This window comes from Paraburkholderia phytofirmans (assembly GCF_046028095.1).
Lineage (GTDB): Bacteria > Pseudomonadota > Gammaproteobacteria > Burkholderiales > Burkholderiaceae > Paraburkholderia > Paraburkholderia phytofirmans_A.
Genome location: NZ_JAQQDJ010000004.1, coordinates 374,637 through 391,071 on the forward strand (window position 1 = coordinate 374,637; position 16,435 = coordinate 391,071).

General features: G+C 58.3%; 17 protein-coding genes and 1 pseudogene. 7 read left to right on the forward strand and 11 right to left on the reverse strand.

Features of this window, described 5'->3' with window-relative positions; all coding sequences use genetic code 11:
- Nucleotides 1–131: 131 nt before the first annotated feature.
- Together PQR54_RS14330 and PQR54_RS14335 are read left to right on the forward strand one after the other, a co-directional pair.
- Entirely contained in the window at nt 132–659 is a 528-nt protein-coding gene (locus PQR54_RS14330) for a (2Fe-2S)-binding protein (protein ID WP_408246645.1), read from the forward strand.
- Nucleotides 660–2,918, forward strand: a complete 2,259-nt coding sequence (locus PQR54_RS14335) for a xanthine dehydrogenase family protein molybdopterin-binding subunit (RefSeq protein ID WP_408246647.1) — start codon at nt 660–662, stop codon at nt 2,916–2,918.
- A 327-nt stretch (nt 2,919–3,245) separates the two neighbouring features.
- On the opposite strand, the gene PQR54_RS14340 is transcribed toward PQR54_RS14335, so the two are convergent.
- The 5 genes from PQR54_RS14340 to PQR54_RS14360 all read right to left on the reverse strand — a co-directional run bounded on the left by PQR54_RS14340 (nt 3,246) and on the right by PQR54_RS14360 (nt 5,614).
- Entirely contained in the window at nt 3,246–3,821 is a 576-nt protein-coding gene (locus PQR54_RS14340) for a hypothetical protein (RefSeq protein ID WP_408246649.1), read from the reverse strand.
- 87 nt (nt 3,822–3,908) lie between these two features.
- Nucleotides 3,909–4,064 carry a hypothetical protein gene (locus tag PQR54_RS14345; RefSeq protein ID WP_408246651.1) on the reverse strand — a complete coding sequence of 52 codons (156 nt, stop codon included), beginning with the start codon at nt 4,062–4,064 and terminating at the stop codon, nt 3,909–3,911.
- A gap of 319 nt (nt 4,065–4,383) precedes the next feature.
- Nucleotides 4,384–4,662: a hypothetical protein gene (locus PQR54_RS14350; RefSeq protein WP_408246653.1), complete on the reverse strand. Its 279-nt coding sequence runs from the start codon at nt 4,660–4,662 to the stop codon at nt 4,384–4,386.
- Between the two features lie 375 nt (nt 4,663–5,037).
- Nucleotides 5,038–5,289, reverse strand: coding sequence for a GNAT family N-acetyltransferase (locus PQR54_RS14355; RefSeq protein ID WP_408246655.1), 252 nt, complete (start codon nt 5,287–5,289; stop codon nt 5,038–5,040).
- A 103-nt stretch (nt 5,290–5,392) separates the two neighbouring features.
- Nucleotides 5,393–5,614: a DUF6434 domain-containing protein gene (locus PQR54_RS14360; RefSeq protein WP_408246656.1), complete on the reverse strand. Its 222-nt coding sequence runs from the start codon at nt 5,612–5,614 to the stop codon at nt 5,393–5,395.
- 366 nt (nt 5,615–5,980) lie between these two features.
- Between PQR54_RS14360 and PQR54_RS14365 the strand changes: the two genes are divergently transcribed.
- Nucleotides 5,981–6,151, forward strand: a complete 171-nt coding sequence (locus PQR54_RS14365; RefSeq protein ID WP_408246658.1) for a hypothetical protein — start codon at nt 5,981–5,983, stop codon at nt 6,149–6,151.
- Nucleotides 6,152–6,727: 576 nt separating this feature from the next.
- Here the strand turns inward: PQR54_RS14365 and PQR54_RS14370 are convergent.
- Both PQR54_RS14370 and PQR54_RS14375 read right to left on the reverse strand, forming a co-directional pair.
- A complete protein-coding gene (locus tag PQR54_RS14370) occupies nt 6,728–7,330 on the reverse strand; it encodes a hypothetical protein (protein ID WP_408246660.1) in 603 nt (200 codons plus the stop codon).
- A gap of 255 nt (nt 7,331–7,585) precedes the next feature.
- Nucleotides 7,586–8,476, reverse strand: coding sequence for a LysR family transcriptional regulator (locus PQR54_RS14375; RefSeq protein ID WP_408246662.1), 891 nt, complete (start codon nt 8,474–8,476; stop codon nt 7,586–7,588).
- A gap of 105 nt (nt 8,477–8,581) precedes the next feature.
- Here PQR54_RS14375 and PQR54_RS14380 point away from each other — a divergent pair, with 105 nt between their 5' ends.
- Nucleotides 8,582–9,697 carry an NADH:flavin oxidoreductase gene (locus PQR54_RS14380; protein ID WP_408246664.1) on the forward strand — a complete coding sequence of 372 codons (1,116 nt, stop codon included), beginning with the start codon at nt 8,582–8,584 and terminating at the stop codon, nt 9,695–9,697.
- Between the two features lie 77 nt (nt 9,698–9,774).
- Here the strand turns inward: PQR54_RS14380 and PQR54_RS14385 are convergent, their stop codons facing one another.
- Nucleotides 9,775–10,731 carry an AraC family transcriptional regulator gene (locus tag PQR54_RS14385; protein WP_408246666.1) on the reverse strand — a complete coding sequence of 319 codons (957 nt, stop codon included), beginning with the start codon at nt 10,729–10,731 and terminating at the stop codon, nt 9,775–9,777.
- A gap of 119 nt (nt 10,732–10,850) precedes the next feature.
- Between PQR54_RS14385 and PQR54_RS14390 the strand changes: the two are divergent.
- A pseudogene (locus tag PQR54_RS14390) lies at nt 10,851–11,389 on the forward strand (carboxymuconolactone decarboxylase family protein).
- A 65-nt stretch (nt 11,390–11,454) separates the two neighbouring features.
- Nucleotides 11,455–12,849 carry an FAD-dependent oxidoreductase gene (locus PQR54_RS14395; RefSeq protein WP_408246668.1) on the forward strand — a complete coding sequence of 465 codons (1,395 nt, stop codon included), beginning with the start codon at nt 11,455–11,457 and terminating at the stop codon, nt 12,847–12,849.
- 459 nt (nt 12,850–13,308) lie between these two features.
- Here PQR54_RS14395 and PQR54_RS14400 read toward each other — a convergent pair whose 3' ends face one another.
- The 3 genes from PQR54_RS14400 to PQR54_RS14410 all read right to left on the reverse strand — a co-directional run bounded on the left by PQR54_RS14400 (nt 13,309) and on the right by PQR54_RS14410 (nt 15,296).
- Nucleotides 13,309–14,034 (reverse strand): alpha/beta fold hydrolase, encoded by a 726-nt coding sequence (locus PQR54_RS14400; protein WP_408246670.1) that lies wholly within the window; start codon nt 14,032–14,034, stop codon nt 13,309–13,311.
- Entirely contained in the window at nt 13,953–14,357 is a 405-nt protein-coding gene (locus tag PQR54_RS14405; protein WP_408246672.1) for a hypothetical protein, read from the reverse strand. The genes PQR54_RS14400 and PQR54_RS14405 overlap by 82 nt, the downstream gene beginning before the upstream one ends.
- Before the next feature lie 63 nt (nt 14,358–14,420).
- On the reverse strand, nt 14,421–15,296 hold the full coding sequence (locus PQR54_RS14410) for an AraC family transcriptional regulator (protein ID WP_408246674.1): 876 nt from the start codon (nt 15,294–15,296) through the stop codon (nt 14,421–14,423).
- A gap of 350 nt (nt 15,297–15,646) precedes the next feature.
- Here PQR54_RS14410 and PQR54_RS14415 point away from each other — a divergent pair, with 350 nt between their 5' ends.
- Nucleotides 15,647–16,396 carry an IclR family transcriptional regulator gene (locus PQR54_RS14415; protein ID WP_408246676.1) on the forward strand — a complete coding sequence of 250 codons (750 nt, stop codon included), beginning with the start codon at nt 15,647–15,649 and terminating at the stop codon, nt 16,394–16,396.
- The last annotated feature ends 39 nt before the right edge of the window (nt 16,397–16,435 follow it).

Below are 16,435 nucleotides of genomic sequence, written 5' to 3' on the forward strand. Positions count from 1 at the left end.
ACAGACGGTGGAAGAAATGGTCGCTGGCGTTGTGCTTAACGGCTTTCAATAATGGCCGCAAGCACGCGGCCCTTGTCACGCATCCACTCATGCATGCGCCGCGCTGCACAACGACATTCAGGAGACAGCGCATGATCGAGATCGTGGTCAACGACACGCGGCACTCGCTCGACAATGTACCGGAAGACATGCCCTTGTTGTGGGTGTTGCGCGACCGGCTCAAATTGACCGGCACCAAATTCGGCTGCGGCGGCGGCTTTTGCGGCGCGTGCACGGTGCATCTGGAAGGCGAGGCGGTGCGCTCCTGTTTGCTGCCCGCTGTGGCCGTGGCCGGCAAACGCATTACGACGATAGAAGGGTTGTCGAAGGACGGCCGGCATCCGCTGCAACTCGCGTGGGTCGCCGAGGATGTGCCGCAATGCGGCTACTGCCAGTCCGGTCAATTAATGCAGGCGGCCGCGTTTCTCAAGGACAAGCCGACCGTCAACGACGAAACCATCACGACGGCGATGTCAGGCAACATCTGTCGATGCGGCACCTACTCGCGGATTCGAAAGGCGATCAAGCGCGCGGCGTCGGGCGATCCGGCGTTGGCCGCTGTAGATATGCATGAATGTGCGTCGGCCTGCTCGTCCTACGTCAAGAACGAGGAGGTCTGAATGTACAACGACAAAGAGGTGTTCACCAGCGCTCGCGGCGCTGCGCGTCGTCGGTTTATCAAACAGAGTTCGGTGTTGTTGGCCTCGGGTCTCGCGATCGGCTTCCAGTTGTCCGAAGCCTTCGCCAAGGGCGACGACAAAAGCGGCGACCCCAAACCGCAGGCCGGTGAATTCGAACCGAATGCGTGGGTGCGCGTGTTGCCGGACGATACGATAAAGCTCGTCGTCCATAAACACGATTCCGGAACGGGCACGCGTACCGCGCTCGCTGCGATGGTCGCGGAAGAACTGGACGTCGATCTGTTTCGCGTCGATGTGATCACGCCGGAGAATCCGTTTTACGGCGATTACATTCATCCGTTGTGGAAGGTGTTTTCCACGGGCGGGAGTACGAGCGTGTCGTTGGAATACGAGCGCTTGCGACGTGCGGGTGCGACCGCGCGCGCCATGTTGATTGCGGCTGCGGCAAAACAATGGAACGTGGCGCCGTCGACGTGTTCGACGGACAGCGGCTTTGTGGTCAATAAGGACATCGGCAAGCGTGCGAACTATGGGTCGCTTGCGCAGGTCGCGGCGCAAATGCCCGCGCCGAAAGACGTCGTGTTGAAAGATCCGTCGCAGTTCAAATACATCGGCAAATTGCGGAAGAAACGCGGCGCCGCGGAGAAGGCGAGAGGCGCGTTTCCGTACAGCATCGACGTGTCGTTGCCGGGCATGCTGGTCGCGGTCGTCACGCGTGCGCCGGTGATCGATGCGCGCGTGCGCAGCGTGGATGCTAAAGCTGCGTTGGCCGTGCCGGGCGTGCGGCAGGTGTTGCAGATTCCTGGTCGGCCCGACATTCTCGGCGGCAATCAGGCGGGTGTTGCTGTGTTGGCCGATGATTATTGGTCCGCTCACAAGGGGCAGGCGGCGTTGCATGTGGAGTGGGAAGACAGTCCGCTGGAGACTTTCGACAGCAGCACGCTTGCCGCGCGTCAGGCGGCGTGGCTCGATGATCCTGAAGCGCGGGTGGTGCCGACTATTCAGAGTGGGGATTCAAAGACTGCGTTTCCACAAGGGGCGCGGGTGATCGAGGCTTCTTATTCGATGCCTTATAAGGCGCAGTGTCCGCTCGAGCCGATTAATGTGACTGCGTGGGCCATGAAGGACGGTTCAATTGAGTATTGGGGCGGGCTGCAAGTGCCGTCGACGGTGCAGGAGGCGGCTGAGGTGATCGGCAGTATTCCTGCGAATCGTGTCGTGCTGCATGAGCTTGTTTCGGGTGGCAGCTTTGGATCGCGTGAGTCGAAGTACTGGCTTTTTGAAGTGACGTGGCTCGCGTTGAAAGTTGGAAAGCCGGTCAAGTTGATGAATAGCCGTGAAGATGAAATGCGCGCGCTTTACTACCATTCGGCGAGTTTTCATCGGGCGAAGGCGGTGCTTGATTCGCGCGGGAATCTGGCGACGTTGCAATTGCGCGCGGTGATGCCTGCTTCGCCGGAACAATGGGAGCCTGGGTACTTCGATCGGCCGGACCGCATGGATTACAGCACCACTGAAGCGATCAGCAAGTATGAGTTCGCTTATGGCGCGCCGCATGTGGATATTGGTTGGGTGCGGCATGAGACGGGTGTGCCGACCGGGTGGTATCGGGCGGTGAGTTATATCTCGAATGTGTTTGCGGTTGAGTCGTTTATGGATGAGGCCGCGCATGCGGGGCGTCGAGATCCTGTTGAGTTTCGGCTCGCGCATATGAAGGATCCGAGGCATCAGGCTGTTTTGCGGGAGGCGGCGAAGCGGGCTGGGTGGGGAACGGCGCTGCCTGCTGGGACTGCTTTGGGCGTGGCGACTAATCAGGCGTATAGCAGTTATGTGGCGGTGGTTGCGCGGGTGGCTCGAAAGGGTGACAGCGTTGTGATTGAGAAGCTGACTTGTGTGGCGGATTGTGGGTTGGCGGTTTCGCCCGGTGGGGTCGAGGAGCAGCTTTATGGTGGGTTGATGTGGGGACTAGGGCATGCGACCGCGGATCGGGTTGATATTCGACATGGGCAGGTTCAGCAGAAGAACTTTGATAGTTATCGGGTTATGCGGATGAGTGATTTGCCGGAGATTGATATTTTGATTGTGCAAGGTGATGCATCTAAACCTGGCGGTGTGGGGGAGTTGTCTAGTCCTTCGGTGGCGCCGGCGGTGGGGAATGCGGTTTTTAGACTTACTGGGAAGCGGATGAGGGAGACGCCTTTTGAGCTGGTGAAGATGGGCGGGAAAGTGAAGGCTTGAGGATGGGGCGGGGCGGTCACGTTGGGGTGTTTCAAGGGGCGATAGGTTGTGTAACTCGACCGCTGCCTTGGTGTGCTCAAGTCGGCCAGAGCCGACATGCGCATGTTGACGTCGGCGTGCCCGCTGTCTGCGGCACACCGGTCGTTCGGCAGCGGCAATCGTGAACGGCCGGTATAACATTAACGAATGCGTACTTTCGACCCGGAGCGGACAATTGGCGCTTCCGTTAACGGAAAATCGCAGGCTTAGTTGGCCGCCTGGCCGAGCTAGATGCGGCCGTCACGTACACAAGTCGCTTTCCGGAATCGACGGAAGTGGTGTACGTGCTCAATGACTCTGCTTAGCCGTTGTCGATGTGTCGGTTGTCTGCAACCCATGTCGTCGGAGGACAATGGAGACCACCATCCACATCTGATTATTCACCTGTTGCGATAGCTTTGCCATATACGCCGTAGTGCTACTGTCGCGCATCGCAATGCCCCATCTTTGCATGACAGGATCTTGCATTATCGTTATTAGATGCCTGAGTTCATCATCCGAGAATTTCGCGCTTTCAACGAAGTGTCTTGTTAGAAGAGCTTGCTCGCCGTACCCGGGCTTTATTTTGTTTGAAATAATGTCATTGACATCAGCACGGATAGATCCCCATGTGTCGTCCGGAATCCCTGGATTGAACTTCCTTGATGCATCAATCTGATATCCAGCTGTTGTTTTTTCCATGGCGGCTGGATCTCCATGCTCGGTCAACGCAACAACTCTATCGATCAAAGAGTCGGTAGCTGTGTTGGTCTGTGCGGAGGCGTTTACGGGCCCGTAGAGAAAGGCGAGGAGTAGCGAAGCCATAATTACCCCTGCTCGTCGAGAAATAGCAAATTTTTCTATCATATTCTTCAAAATCGCCAACTAGTCGATTGCTGCCGCCGCGCCGATTGTCGACTATCGAGACGACTGACTCGGCGGGCGTGCCGCTCATTTGAGGGCTGCCTATTGTCAGCACGTGGCTGCGACCATAGCCCCGGTCTTGGTGTCTACGTATTGTTCCAGCCACTGTCGCGCGTCGCCGAGATAGGTGTATTCGAGGTCCGGGTAATCAGCCGCGTATTTCCGTCCCAGCGGTTCCTTCAGCCATACATTCACGTTTGGCATTGGCCAACCACTGCTGATTTCGACCATAGCGTTACCGATGCAAAGCTCGGCGTCGAGTATCTCGCGAAGAGGGCCGCTGAGACGAGGCAAGATAACCGAAAGTCGTCGTCGTGAATCATGGGCATCCGGAGGCTTGGGCATAGAACCAGGGCACATTGTCGACGATCTATGTTGCTTCGTCGACCGTCCCTTTATGGCCGCGTGCCGCCAACATCCACCTGCTCGAAGCAGGCTATTGCGATGCGGAACGGCTACTGGCAAACGGTTGGCGATTAGCCAAAAAGTAGCCTCCATACCCTTCATAGATGCGAACAAGGCGTTACTTTGACTCGTTCACATAGATTTTGTAGTTTTTGCCGCGATCATCAACGGCAGCCATGAATTTTCGACCACTTACGGGCCAGTGAAACTGCAGCTTGACGAGCGATCTAAGCTCGACATTTTCAGACAATAGATGGCGCTCGAGACCAGAGCGGTAGCTCTTGATTGAGATCAAAATTCGGTCGGTTGCGTTTTCCGCCGGTCTAAAGATGCCGCCCAGCCAATCGATCTCAATGTCGATCTGCTGTCGATGGATCAGTTCGAGATCGTCGATCACGTATCCGTCGGCAAAATAATTCATCAGGCTTGTGAAGCTAGCGCCGAAGTTGTGTATCGCTGAGTGAATATTTTTATATCGCATTGGCGCCGCCCTTACGCTTTGGATAAAACCTAGCTCCTCCAATTGTCGTCGATTCGAGGGCGTTCGTCGAACGACCGGTTGTGGCCGAGCGGTGTCGCTAACCTATTCCGTCCGACGCTGCAATCAAGACTTTGCGTAAGAAGCGGCGTTCATGCCGACCACTAAATCCTGAAAGGCGACCGAATTCCGAATAGCCAAGCCTCATATAGAACCCGAGAGCTTAAAAGCTAAGTGTGTCGAGAAACGCATGCTTGCAGCCGCGCCTACATGCTTCTGCTTCGGCAGCTACGATCAACTGTGATCCCAAGCCTGCACCAAGCCTCCATCACGGTGGTCTTCGTGGACCCACAAAAACTGGATTTCGAGGTATTCCCAGTATGTCTTCGCCGTCACTCCTCCAACGCTGCGCTGCTCATCGTCTCGGATGAAAACGCACAGTGACTGGACATCCTCGTCCGTGAATACCGCGTTATACGCTCGGGTTTGAGCGATTACGAACGCTTCGTCGCGCTCGTCAGGAGTGTCGGTGAGTTCAACGCGCATAGGAGTGTCGGAGAGACGCGGGCCTCACATTGTCCACGATATGTCCGCTGAGGTCGATCGTCCGCTCTTGGCCGCGCTGCCTGACGCGTTCAGCATAGAGTAGTTAAGTTTCGACAGCCACCTTGCGCAACCTGATCCATTCGTCTGCCACCTCCCCCATGTTCCTAGGTACTCCGCTTTTAATCCAAGCCATGAAGGAACGATCGAACCTGGATGTCTCACCACACTCACTAGTCAGAAATCGACGAACGTTTTGAGTGTTCTTGTAAGCCTCGTCAATTTTGGTGGTCCGATTAATCGGGTCTCGGTGCCAGTCAAATTTCATAGATGGTCCCCTTCTTAAAAGTTTCTGTGGAAGAGACTAGCTATTGTTAGCGATCTACGCCGCTGCGTCGAGTGGCTGATATTGGCCGGACGCGGAAGTTCGCCGCCCAGTGGCCGACGCGAATGGCTCGAATGGGAGGCGGGTGCAAGGCTTAGCGGTATCAGAAGCAAAGACAACTTAGAGGAGCGGCCAGCAGCCCAGATCGTGCCGTGTACCCTCCTATCCCGTCGGTCGCTTGAATATCCGCAGTGCCCGCGTCATCTCCCTCCGTAAACCCGGCAAGCAATCGGGATTAATTTTGGCAGTTGCCGGTTCAGAATGTGTTCGCCGTCACTTGAGACGGTGAACACAACCGGAGATATAAAGATGAGCAAGAACAGTAGCGGCACGGGAAGCAGTAACGGTTCGTCGCGTGACCGGGCAAGCGATCACAATCGTGAGCAACAGCTAAATGACAACAACGACAAATACTGGCAATCGCGCGGAGAGGAAAGCCGCCCGACGGACTGGGAGGATCGCACGCGCGACGGTGACTGAAGAATCCTCAGGTCAGTACCTTGGGCCAAGGCTCGCACCCGATCGTCGCACCGCTGGCGCGGGCGGCTGCGAGTCTGGCATCCCAAGGGTAAAGATCCTCGCCCAACGTGACGATTGAACGAGGGACGACGCTGCGCGTCTCTTTGCGGCGTTGCACAAGCATAAGTTCGAAGGCCTGTGCTGCCACATATAGAGGGAATGGAGCAGGCACCCCACCGTTATCCGCTCCCGGCGACGCTCTATCCCAGAGTTGTTCAAACTTCGAGAACGGCAAAGGGCGCTCCCCAGCCCCAACTTTGGCTAACCAACCAGCATCTTCGCCCGACCACGACGCGAGATCCGCCAGAAGCCGAAGTCTGGCGAGAAGTATCGCACTGGCATCTAGTAACCTGTTGCTGGGCGTCGCGAGTAGGCCGCGCCGACCTTTGCCAGTCTGGGGATCATCCTCTGGCTCTGCGCGGTCGACAAGACCATCTTCGCGCCTTTGACCATTGACTTCTCTGACTCGAACTCGAGACGAAATCCTAGGCGCAACTAAAGCAAAGACTGAGCGGGGGGTGAAGTGGACAAAATTGCTCAAGCAGAAGTCGACATCCCAGCACGCCAGCCAGTCGAGCAGCGCACGGCCAACGAAGGTCCGTGGTGGTGCATCCATCTCTTGCCAGGTCCGCGCGGCAAGGAGAGCGCGCCAAGCCGCTGGTTCCGGCACAGCATCCGGATTCTCATTGGTATCGGCGAACCAAAGAGGGGATAAGAAGCCACTGTCGTCGAGGACTTGCCGCGCGGCCGCGACCGATCCGTGTTCCCGAGCAGCCGCGAGCCGTTCGCTGAGCTCGTCAAGTTGCTGGGCTGCCGATAGCGTCCGCGCGTAGTAGCCCTGCATTGCACCGGGCTAAGGAACACGAGATCGCAGAGCGGTCGGGGAGTCACCGTGTTTCCGGTGAAGCTCGGAATCTGCGCCATAAGGGCGGTGGCCTCATCCCAAGAAAGGCCTTCATTCATGAGCGAGGAGCGCTTGCGCTCCAGAATAGCCTTGTGCAACGTCGCCACTGCGTCCTCCTTTCTCTCCAGCCGCTTGATAGCTCGAGGAGAGAAGCCGGTGACGAAACTGACAATGCCGCTCTCACGTCTACCCAAAACTTTCTGTTGAAGCTTGCTGAGGAAAACGTTGAAGATCATGGAATGTCGTTACTTGTTGTGACGTTGGCGCAATGGTGCGACAGCTTTCTCAGATTGTCAGAGATTCAAGTCGGCGTGTCGAACGTCTGTTCATGGCCAACCTGTGCCTTATGCGATCGGCTTTGGTCGACCCTGAGCCGACCTTCTCCGGCTAGGCTGTGAACGTCCCCAATCGGGCGAAAGGTGCCGCTCGCTGCCCGTCGGCTCTCCACGGAAGTTCAACGAGCCGGAATCAGTGCAAGGTTGACCTCGACGTCAATGTCCTTCGCTGAGTTCAGCGAGCTTACTTTGAAGCGCGCCCAGGAAGACATTCACCCTATTTGGAACATACTGTCTGCTCGGCATCACCGCCCAGACCGATAAGTCCTCCATCGCCGCATCCGTCAAATGGATCTGCACTAGCGAGTTGTCAGCTAACTGTCGGAAAACGTCCCAATACGTCAACTGCACAAGTCCGAGTCCCTGTACGGCGGCGCTCCGCGCGGCTTCGACACTGGACGTGGTTACGCGGGCATCCACGTGTTTGCGGACCAACGTTCCCTCGACGATAAGCGGCCACCGGCGCAGCGCACTCAATCGGATACAGGCGTGACTGTCCAGATCGGCGACCGTCAAGGGACGTCCATGTTTTTCCAGATACGCCGGGGCGGCGCACACCAGGCGAGGATTCGAAGCGATTTTCTTCGCCACTAGCTCAGAGTCCTCCAACGGCGCAATCCGCAAGGCCACGTCGAGGCCTTGCCCGACAATATCAACCTGACGATCCGAGACATCGAGGTCGATGCGAAGCTCTGGATTGGCTTCTAGCAAATCCGAAAGCATGGGCAGCACGACGGACTGTCCAAACCCGCTTGGCGCCGTCAGACGGAGCACGCCCGACGCCGTTCCCGGCGACGGCCTAAGCTCGGCGCGCGCGCCCGATTCGGCATCTACCATTGCCGTGGCGAATGGAACAAACGCTTCACCTTCGGCAGTCAATGTGAGCGAACGAGTCGTCCGATGGAAAAGCCGCACGCCAAGATCCTCCTCTAGTGCCGCGATACGCCGCGACACTTGCATAGGAACGACATCTAGCTGGCGTGCCGCCGCCGAAAGACTGCCCGCCGACGCAACGGCGAGGAAGGTTCGAACATCTGGAACGAGCATGGTTTATATCCGAAAGCGTTATGGAGGCTTCACCATTCGATGTCTGTTTTTCCACCCTCCCGACGCCTACGATGAAGTCACTTTCATTTCACGATGAGCCACAAAATGAACGACTCCATCGCCCAGATCCTTTCCCCGTACGACGGCAACGGCATTGCAGTGCGCAACCGCGTCGCAGTCGCCCCGATGACGCGCATCACGGCCACGGAATATGGCCACCCGACACAGACGATGTTCGACTACTACAGTCGTTTCGCAAAAGGCGGCTTCGGTCTCGTAACGACAGAAGGCATCTATACCGATAAGGCGTTTTCACAAGGATACCGTTTTCAGCCCGGCCTGGCCGATGACGAACAGGCGTGGGCATGGGCGACCTTCAACCGTAGCATGCAGGCACACGGAGCCCGCGTGTTCGCGCAACTGATGCATGCAGGCGCACTGAGTCAGGGCAATGTTTATCGACAGCACACGGTAGCACCATCGGCTGTTCGGCCCAAAGGCGAACAGATGGCGTTCTATTACGGCGATGGACCGTATCCCGAACCAAAGCAGATGACGGATGACGAGATCGACGAGGCGATCCGCGGTTTCGTACAAGCGGCGCATCGTGCGGTGACCATTGCGGGCTTTAGCGGCGTGGAGATTCACGGCGCGAATGGCTATCTGCTCGACCAGTTTCTGGGCGCACACACGAACCTCAGAAACGACCGTTGGGGTGGCAGCATGAGAGCGCGGGTACAACTGCTCATAGATATCGTGAATTCGGTCCGGCTCAGCGTCGGCGACGCAGTGCCGGTCGGCATCCGTATCTCACAGGGCAAGGTCAACGACTTCGCCTCCAAGTGGCCAGGCGGTGAGGCGGACGCCGAAGTGATCTTCGGTACGCTTGCGGACGCAGGCGTGAACTTCATCCACGTGACCGAGCACGAAGCGTGGCAGCCCGCATTCGAAGGCACGCGCGACAGCCTCTTCGCGCTGGCGCGCCGCTTTGCGCCGGACGTGACAATCATCGCGAACGGCGGCTTGCACACCGCCGAGCGGATTACCCATGCGCTCGGGTCCGGCGCGGACATCGTGACAGTCGGACGCGGCGCTCTGGCCAACCCCGATCTGCCGATGCTTCTCGCGAGCGGGCGCGAACCGAAGAAGTTCGATAGCTCAATTCTGCAACCCATTGCAAGCATCAAGGACGATGAACTCGCGATGCAGCTCATTGCCTGAACCTGATTGCGAACGCAACGAAGCCAATGACGATTGCAGGCCACCAGGGCCTGCGATCGTCGTCAGCGTCCGTAGGCTCACTGCTGCGTCTCCTCTTGCGAGCGCCGCCAGTGCGCCGGCGTCATATCGAAGTGCTGACTGAAAGCACGCCTGAAGGCGGCCACCGATTGATAGCCGACCGTCTCGGCCACGACTTCGGTTGATATGCCTGGCCTTTGCAGCTCATTTGCCGCCAGCGCCATTCGAACGCTGGTTAGCAGATCGATCGGTGAACGTCCCACCTTGTTCTCAAAATGACGGATCAACGTTGCGCGCGACATGCTGCACAAACTCGCCAGTTGCGGCAGCGTCCAGTCTCGTGCCGGGTCATTAAAGATTGCTACAAGCGCGGGGGACAGTCGAGAATGTCCGGCGAGCGTCAACAGTCCGGCGGGCGCTTGGTCGGACGCCGTGCTTGCACGCAACGCCAGCGCGAAAAGCGCCGCTGACAGCGCATTCATCATCGCATAGCCGCCGAGATTGCCAGCGATCGATTCCGCGCGCATCAGCGCGACGAGACCATTCAACTGTTCCAGCGCTGTGCCCTGCCCGCTGCCCTTTGCTGTCGACGTTCGAACGACTAGCCGCGTCGGCAGATACGCACGAACGAAGCGGTCATGCGGCGGCGCCAGGATGATGCGTCCGCACAGCATGTCCAAACGCTCGCCGGTGCCCTTGTTTTCGCTGATGATCAAGTTCAGCGCCGCGCGTTGCCGAGCAGGCTTCGGCCGCGCGCCGCTGCCATCGCGAAGCGTATGCGCCGAACCGTGCGGAAGCATCACGATGTCCCCGGCGCGCAAGTGTTGCGGCTGGCCGCCATCGGACGTCTCTAGTACGGCCGATCCGCTAAGCACAATGTGATACGGCATTTCGCCCGCATCCGAATCGGCGTAGATGACTTCCCACGGCGCGCCGTAGGAGCACCGAAGTTCTAGCTGACCGCGCACCGTCATCATGCCGAGCAGTCGGCTCAGCCAATCGATCGAAATCGGCATACATGTCCCGGTTGAAACGTTGATACTTTTGAGCATGATATTGAGTTTTTAGATACTCAACAAGCTCATCCGGCGGCCCTAAAGTGGAGGCTCCTAACCACCACTGAACGAGGTCCACCATGAGTCGCATCGCCATACCCGCCGTCGCCAACGCCACCGGCGACGCCGCCGAGGTCTACACACGCGTTCGCAAGATCGCGGGTGGCAGCGTGCCAAATCTGTTCGCGGCGCTGGGGCACCTCGCGCCCGCAACGTTGAACGCCGCCCTCGACGCCGAAGGTACGCTTGCCTCCAGCAGTCTGAGCAAGCAGGATCTGGAAACCATCAAGCTGCTGGTCAGCGAGCAGACGGGTTGTGACTACTGCGTGGCCGCGCACGTCATGCTTGGCAAGCTTGCCGGACTTGCGCCGATACCCTTAGGCAAATTCGCGCGAGCCAGCCGACTGGTGATGCAAAACGGGACGCGCTGATCCATTTTGTGACGATCCTGCACACGACGCGCGGCACGATTGCCGAAAGCGAGTATGTCGCGATTCACGCGGCTGGCTACTCGGACACGCAGCTGGCCGAAATTTCGCTGGCCATTGCCATGACGATCTTTACCAATACCTTCAATCGCATCAACGACACAGATGTCGATTTCCCGCGCGTCGCGTAATGCGCAGCGGCGGTGGTGCCGCTGTTTGCATTTTCATTCAACTCGTAGCTGGTTCGGAGACGGTCATGTCCAAAATTGAAAGTTTCGAAACGTTAATTCTCGGCAGTGGCCAGGGCGGCAAGCTGCTGGCGTGGCATCTTGCCCGCTCCGGGCAGCGGGTCGGGGTAGTCGAGCGGCAATGGGTCGGCGGTTCGTGCCCGGCAGTGGCGTGTCTGCCCAGCAAGAATGAGATCTGGAGTGCGCGCGTCGCACATTTGACGCGCCACGCCGCGAATTTCGGGGCAACCACAGGTCCGGTTGTGATCGACATGGCAAAGGTCCGCGATCGCAAGCGGAGCATGGTCGAACGCGAAGTAGCGTTCCACCTGGACGCTTATGCGGCGAGCGGTGCTGAACTGATCATGGGTGTTGGACGTTTCGTCGGGCCGAAAACAATCGAAGTGCAACTCAACGATGGCGGTACGCGTACGCTCCGGGGTGAACGGGTGGTGATCAACGTCGGCACGCATGCCGCCATACCGGACGTGCCGGGTTTGCGGGCGGCCAATCCGCTGACGCATATTGGCGCCCTGGAGCTGGATCGCGCGCCGGAGCATTTGATCGTGCTAGGCGGCGGCTATATCGGTGTTGAGATGGCACAGGCGTATCGCCGGTTCGGCAGCCGCGTGACCCTGGTTGAGCGCAACGCGCGTCTCATGTCGCGGGAAGACACGGACGTAAGCGCCGAAATGCTACGAATTCTGCAAGCCGAGGACATCGACGTCGTGCTGAACGCGCAGACCGTTCGTGTGGAAGGACGGTCGGGTTCAGATGCGCGCGTCGTTCTGCGCACGCCTGGCGGAGACCAGACGTTGATTGGTACCGACATCCTGGTTGCAGCCGGACGCGTGCCGAACACCGCTGGGATAGGACTGGAGCGAACGGGGATCGAACTAGACGAGCGCGGCTACGTAAAAGTGAACGACAAGTTGCAGGCGTCGGCACCCGGCACCTGGGCGATCGGTGAAGCCGCTGGAAGCCCGCAATTCACACATGTGTCGGTCGATGATTTCCGGATCGTGCTCGGCAATATGGAGGGTGGACATCGAAGCACGAAAGATCGATTAATCCCGTACACGCTGTTCACCGACCCGCCGCTTGCGCGCGTGGGTTTGAGTGAAACCGACGCAAAACAGGCTGACATGGCTGTGCGTGTAGCGACGCTGCCGATGAGCAACGTACTACGAACGGAAGCGACCGACGAAAAGCAGGGCTTTATGAAGGTGCTCGTCGGTGAAAAGGACGACCGCATCCTGGGCTTTACGATGATCGGGTCGGAAGCAGGAGAAGTGCTGGCGGCGATGCAGACGGCAATGATTGCCGAGCTTCCTTATCCGAAACTCAGGGATGCAGTGATCTCTCATCTGACAGTTGCCGAGGGTCTTGGACCACTGCTGGCGAAGTTGCCCGCACGCAAGTAGCGAAAAGGTCGGCAACCGCAGTGGAGCTGGTCTGTTGTGCGGAGTGTCTTTCGCATCCGGGCACCCCGCACGTCACTTTCTGGCGACGGAAATCGCCATTGAGACTACGAGTGATCATCCAGGACTGTCAACAGATCATCGAGGCCGCCCAGTTTTCAATCGGGCTTCTGGCCCATTTCCTCGAAGGTGTTCTCGCCGTGATTGATCCACGCCGTCGGAAAACCGAAAAAGCGCGCGACTGTCGCGTCCCATGTATCTGGCTAGGCGAAATCGCGACGCGTCCAGGAGTGGAAAAAAGTAGGTCGCCCTAAGGGATTCCAGCTTGGACACAGTCAGGCAGCTGTCCGTCAGCTTGAGATGTGTTGCTGCCGCTCAAGCGGCAGGGTCGCCATTCACCAAATGACCGCTCGTGGCCGAACTGCGCCCGCGTGACCACCTCCGATCGACTTCCTCGGCCATTCACCGAAAGCCGCCATTCGCCCCGATCTCGCCGGCAACGATCGGGGCATTGCGCGGCAGCGGTGTGCTGGCTCGTTGCGCAATCCATTCGATTATCATTTCGTGTACGGCAGTGTCCGTGAAGACACCAAAATGATCCATGCCCGCAAGCACCTCTAGCGCGGTAGCGGGCGACTCCCGCTTGATCATCCTCGCCAGACATTGCGCGTCGACGGCCTCGTCAAGCTCGCCGATAAAGATGGCCGACCTCTCCGTCAGTTTGCGCACGTCTGCGACGAAACGGCCGCGAGGATGATACGACGTGTTCAGGCGGTACGAATAGGTCAGGGTTTCCGTCCCGTCCCAGAAGCGCACTGGCTTGTTGAATTCGATGACTGGAAGTGCATTGAATCCGCGGATGCCGAATGCGTTCAGGAGCGCCAGGCCGATGATGCGTCGCATGTGAAGGTGCGCCCAGCCACCGGCTGATCTCTGCCTGATGGTGTCAGACCTCGGAATGACAGGGCTCAGCAAAAGAAACCGCGAAACGAGGTGAGCGTGGCGGCCACCCGCAAAGCGGATTCCAAAGCCTCCGCCGCTGGAGTGTCCTCCGAGCACAACCGGCCCATGAAAGTTCTGGCGCCGCAGTTGGTCAATCAGATCTGCTATGTCGTCTTCCAACTGGCCGATGTAGTCGACGTCTCCCCGATGGCGGCCAGACTGATAGTGACCCCGAAGATTCGGCAAATGACTTTCGCTGCGCCGGATCGGCTGATGGCCTGGGCTAGCGCATGATATGAACGTCCGTGATACGACGATCCGTGGATGAAGATCAACAACTGGTCAGTAGGGGAGTCATAAAAGCGCCAGGCGAGTTGCTCGCCGTCCCGCGCCGGGTATCGCAGAAGGGGCGGCAAATCGGCATCGGGCGTCGATTTTAGAGAGCTGAAACTGAAAATGCCGCTCTTCACTTTTGCTGGGCGGAACGACGTCGCTACCATGGCCAGCGCAATGCAGACGATGACGGCTAGATGCCCAAAAAACATCGCTAGGGTATGCAATATCGTCATTGGCAACGCCGGTATTGGGGTAAGTTATCGCGACTCTCTGTTCGCCGCAGCAGGGCTTGCCTGTTACACCAGCGGAATGTAGATGTCGGTCTGCCATTGGTCTTGTGGTGTTTCGGGAAAGACGCTCAAGTAATGAAAGAACAACGGGTAATCCCGCAACTCTTCTCCGCTCCCAGGAAGCCAGTCGCGATAGAGCGGATAGATTGCCTCGCCAATGTGGTCGGTTGAACCCGTATGTCGAATAACCGCGCATCGGCCAGCTGGAATAACGAGTTCGCGCACGCCGTAATTATTCGGCGCGACGGCTTCTTCGATCTCTGCGCAGATGTCGAAACGGAAAGCTTCCATCGGCGTCGTATCCGGATTGCCGCGAGGGATGCCAAACGTCCTGCTCGACGATACCGGCGATTGCCCACTTTGCTTGCGCCAGTCAATGAACTTTCGAACACTCTCGTTGAGAAGCCCAGTCGATCCACAGTGTTCCAGCGCCGCGACGCGCGTTTCAGCGAAGTTGACTATTTGTACCTGCATGGTCAGTTTCCTTGAGAGATAGGGGACGACGAAGGTCGCACTCCAGACCAGCCAGCGTGGATGTTGTCGAAACGTGCTCGGCGCGACGCCGAACGCGCGCTTGAATGCCCGGCTGAACGCCTCCGGGCTATCGAAGCCCGCATCGAGCGCAGCGTCGAGTACCGCATAGGACCTGGCCGAAGCCAGGCGATGCGCGGCGCGACGCAAGCGCAGTAGTTGCACATAGCGGGCGACCGGCATCCCGACGTAACCGGCAAACTGGCGATGAAAATGGAACTTCGAGAAGTTGGCAATGCGGCTAAGCACATCCACCGACAGATCGCCCTCCAGGTTCGCGTCGATATAGGCGAGCATCGATTCGAAACGCTTCTTGTAAGCGGCGCTTGTGACATTGTCGGTGGTCTGCATTGGCTGCGGGCTCAGTCGTACTGTTTGCAACAGGTTCGTCGAAAATTGGGCATTGCGCCTAGCCGATCTTGCTCGATCTTCGCGGCGCGTCTCTAAGCCAGCGGCGTTCTGCGCGCTCGGGGTAACGTCGAGGCCGACCTGACTGGAGTGCACTCGATAGTTACTTCGGTCGAAAAAATCCGGGCAATAAACGGGCCATTCTGGATGTCGTGGCACGAGTATCCCTGCTGCCGATGTCCCTTCTTCGGGAAATCCCTCCCCTCTGATTCCCGCTGAATGGGAATTGTATTTTTGAAATTCGAGAATGGTCTGGCATTCTGAGTTCTGGTTGGATCTCGAGTGGCGTGATCGTGAACGTAGAACAGGGTGTGACAGGGGCTGAACGGGTATTGCTGGTGCTGGCCGCGCTCGCCAGTTATGGCAAGGCGATGTCAGTCAAAGATCTGCTGGCCGTGACCGGGCTTGCGCAAAGCACACTGTACCGTCAGATTGCGCTGCTCAAGCGTTGGGGTTTCGTCGCCGAAAACGCCGGGTATTACGCGCCTGGTCCGATCAGCTTGCAACTCGCGCTTGGCTTCGATGTGAATTCGCTGCTCGTCGAAGCGAGCCGCAGTGAGATGCAGCAGCTCGCGCGCGCGTCGCAGGAAAGCATTGGCCTGGTGGTCGCGGTCAGGCATCAGGTGATGTGCCTCGAGATGGTCGACAGCCAGCATTCGTTGCGCTGCTCGTTCGAGAAAGGCCGCGCCGTCCCGCTCAAGGCGGGCGCCTCGGCGAAGTCCCTTTTGGCATTCATGGCAGACAAGGCGCGCCTCGAAGTGCTCGACAGCCTGTTCGACAACGACCCCGCCGGCCGTACCGCGATTGAAGCAGAACTTCAACAGATTCGAGCCCAAGGCTACGCCGTTAGCGACAGCGAAGTCGACCCGGGCGTGTGGGGCGTCAGCGCCCCGATCTTTCATCACGGTGGACGCGGCGCCGGCAGCAGCGCGTCGATCACGTTGATGGCGCCATCCACGCGCGCCATCGGACGAGAAAGCCAATTCATCGACGGGACGCTACGTACGGCCCGCGCCATTTCCGAGCATATGCAAACCGACTAGCGGGACGAAGATTCTCAATTTCATCCTTCAGTTCGGTTT

What these genes read in the sequence shown, in the direction of transcription:
- PQR54_RS14330 (WP_408246645.1), top strand. Translation starts at nt 132, where the DNA reads ATGATCGAGATCGTGGTCAACGACACGCGGCACTCGCTCGACAATGTA.
- PQR54_RS14335 (WP_408246647.1), top strand. Translation starts at nt 660, where the DNA reads ATGTACAACGACAAAGAGGTGTTCACCAGCGCTCGCGGCGCTGCGCGT.
- PQR54_RS14345 (WP_408246651.1), bottom strand. Translation starts at nt 4,064, where the DNA reads ATGCCAAACGTGAATGTATGGCTGAAGGAACCGCTGGGACGGAAATAC.
- PQR54_RS14355 (WP_408246655.1), bottom strand. Translation starts at nt 5,289, where the DNA reads ATGCGCGTTGAACTCACCGACACTCCTGACGAGCGCGACGAAGCGTTC.
- PQR54_RS14360 (WP_408246656.1), bottom strand. Translation starts at nt 5,614, where the DNA reads ATGAAATTTGACTGGCACCGAGACCCGATTAATCGGACCACCAAAATT.
- PQR54_RS14365 (WP_408246658.1), top strand. Translation starts at nt 5,981, where the DNA reads ATGAGCAAGAACAGTAGCGGCACGGGAAGCAGTAACGGTTCGTCGCGT.
- PQR54_RS14370 (WP_408246660.1), bottom strand. Translation starts at nt 7,330, where the DNA reads ATGATCTTCAACGTTTTCCTCAGCAAGCTTCAACAGAAAGTTTTGGGT.
- PQR54_RS14375 (WP_408246662.1), bottom strand. Translation starts at nt 8,476, where the DNA reads ATGCTCGTTCCAGATGTTCGAACCTTCCTCGCCGTTGCGTCGGCGGGC.
- PQR54_RS14380 (WP_408246664.1), top strand. Translation starts at nt 8,582, where the DNA reads ATGAACGACTCCATCGCCCAGATCCTTTCCCCGTACGACGGCAACGGC.
- PQR54_RS14385 (WP_408246666.1), bottom strand. Translation starts at nt 10,731, where the DNA reads ATGCCGATTTCGATCGATTGGCTGAGCCGACTGCTCGGCATGATGACG.
- PQR54_RS14395 (WP_408246668.1), top strand. Translation starts at nt 11,455, where the DNA reads ATGTCCAAAATTGAAAGTTTCGAAACGTTAATTCTCGGCAGTGGCCAG.
- PQR54_RS14405 (WP_408246672.1), bottom strand. Translation starts at nt 14,357, where the DNA reads ATGACGATATTGCATACCCTAGCGATGTTTTTTGGGCATCTAGCCGTC.
- PQR54_RS14410 (WP_408246674.1), bottom strand. Translation starts at nt 15,296, where the DNA reads ATGCAGACCACCGACAATGTCACAAGCGCCGCTTACAAGAAGCGTTTC.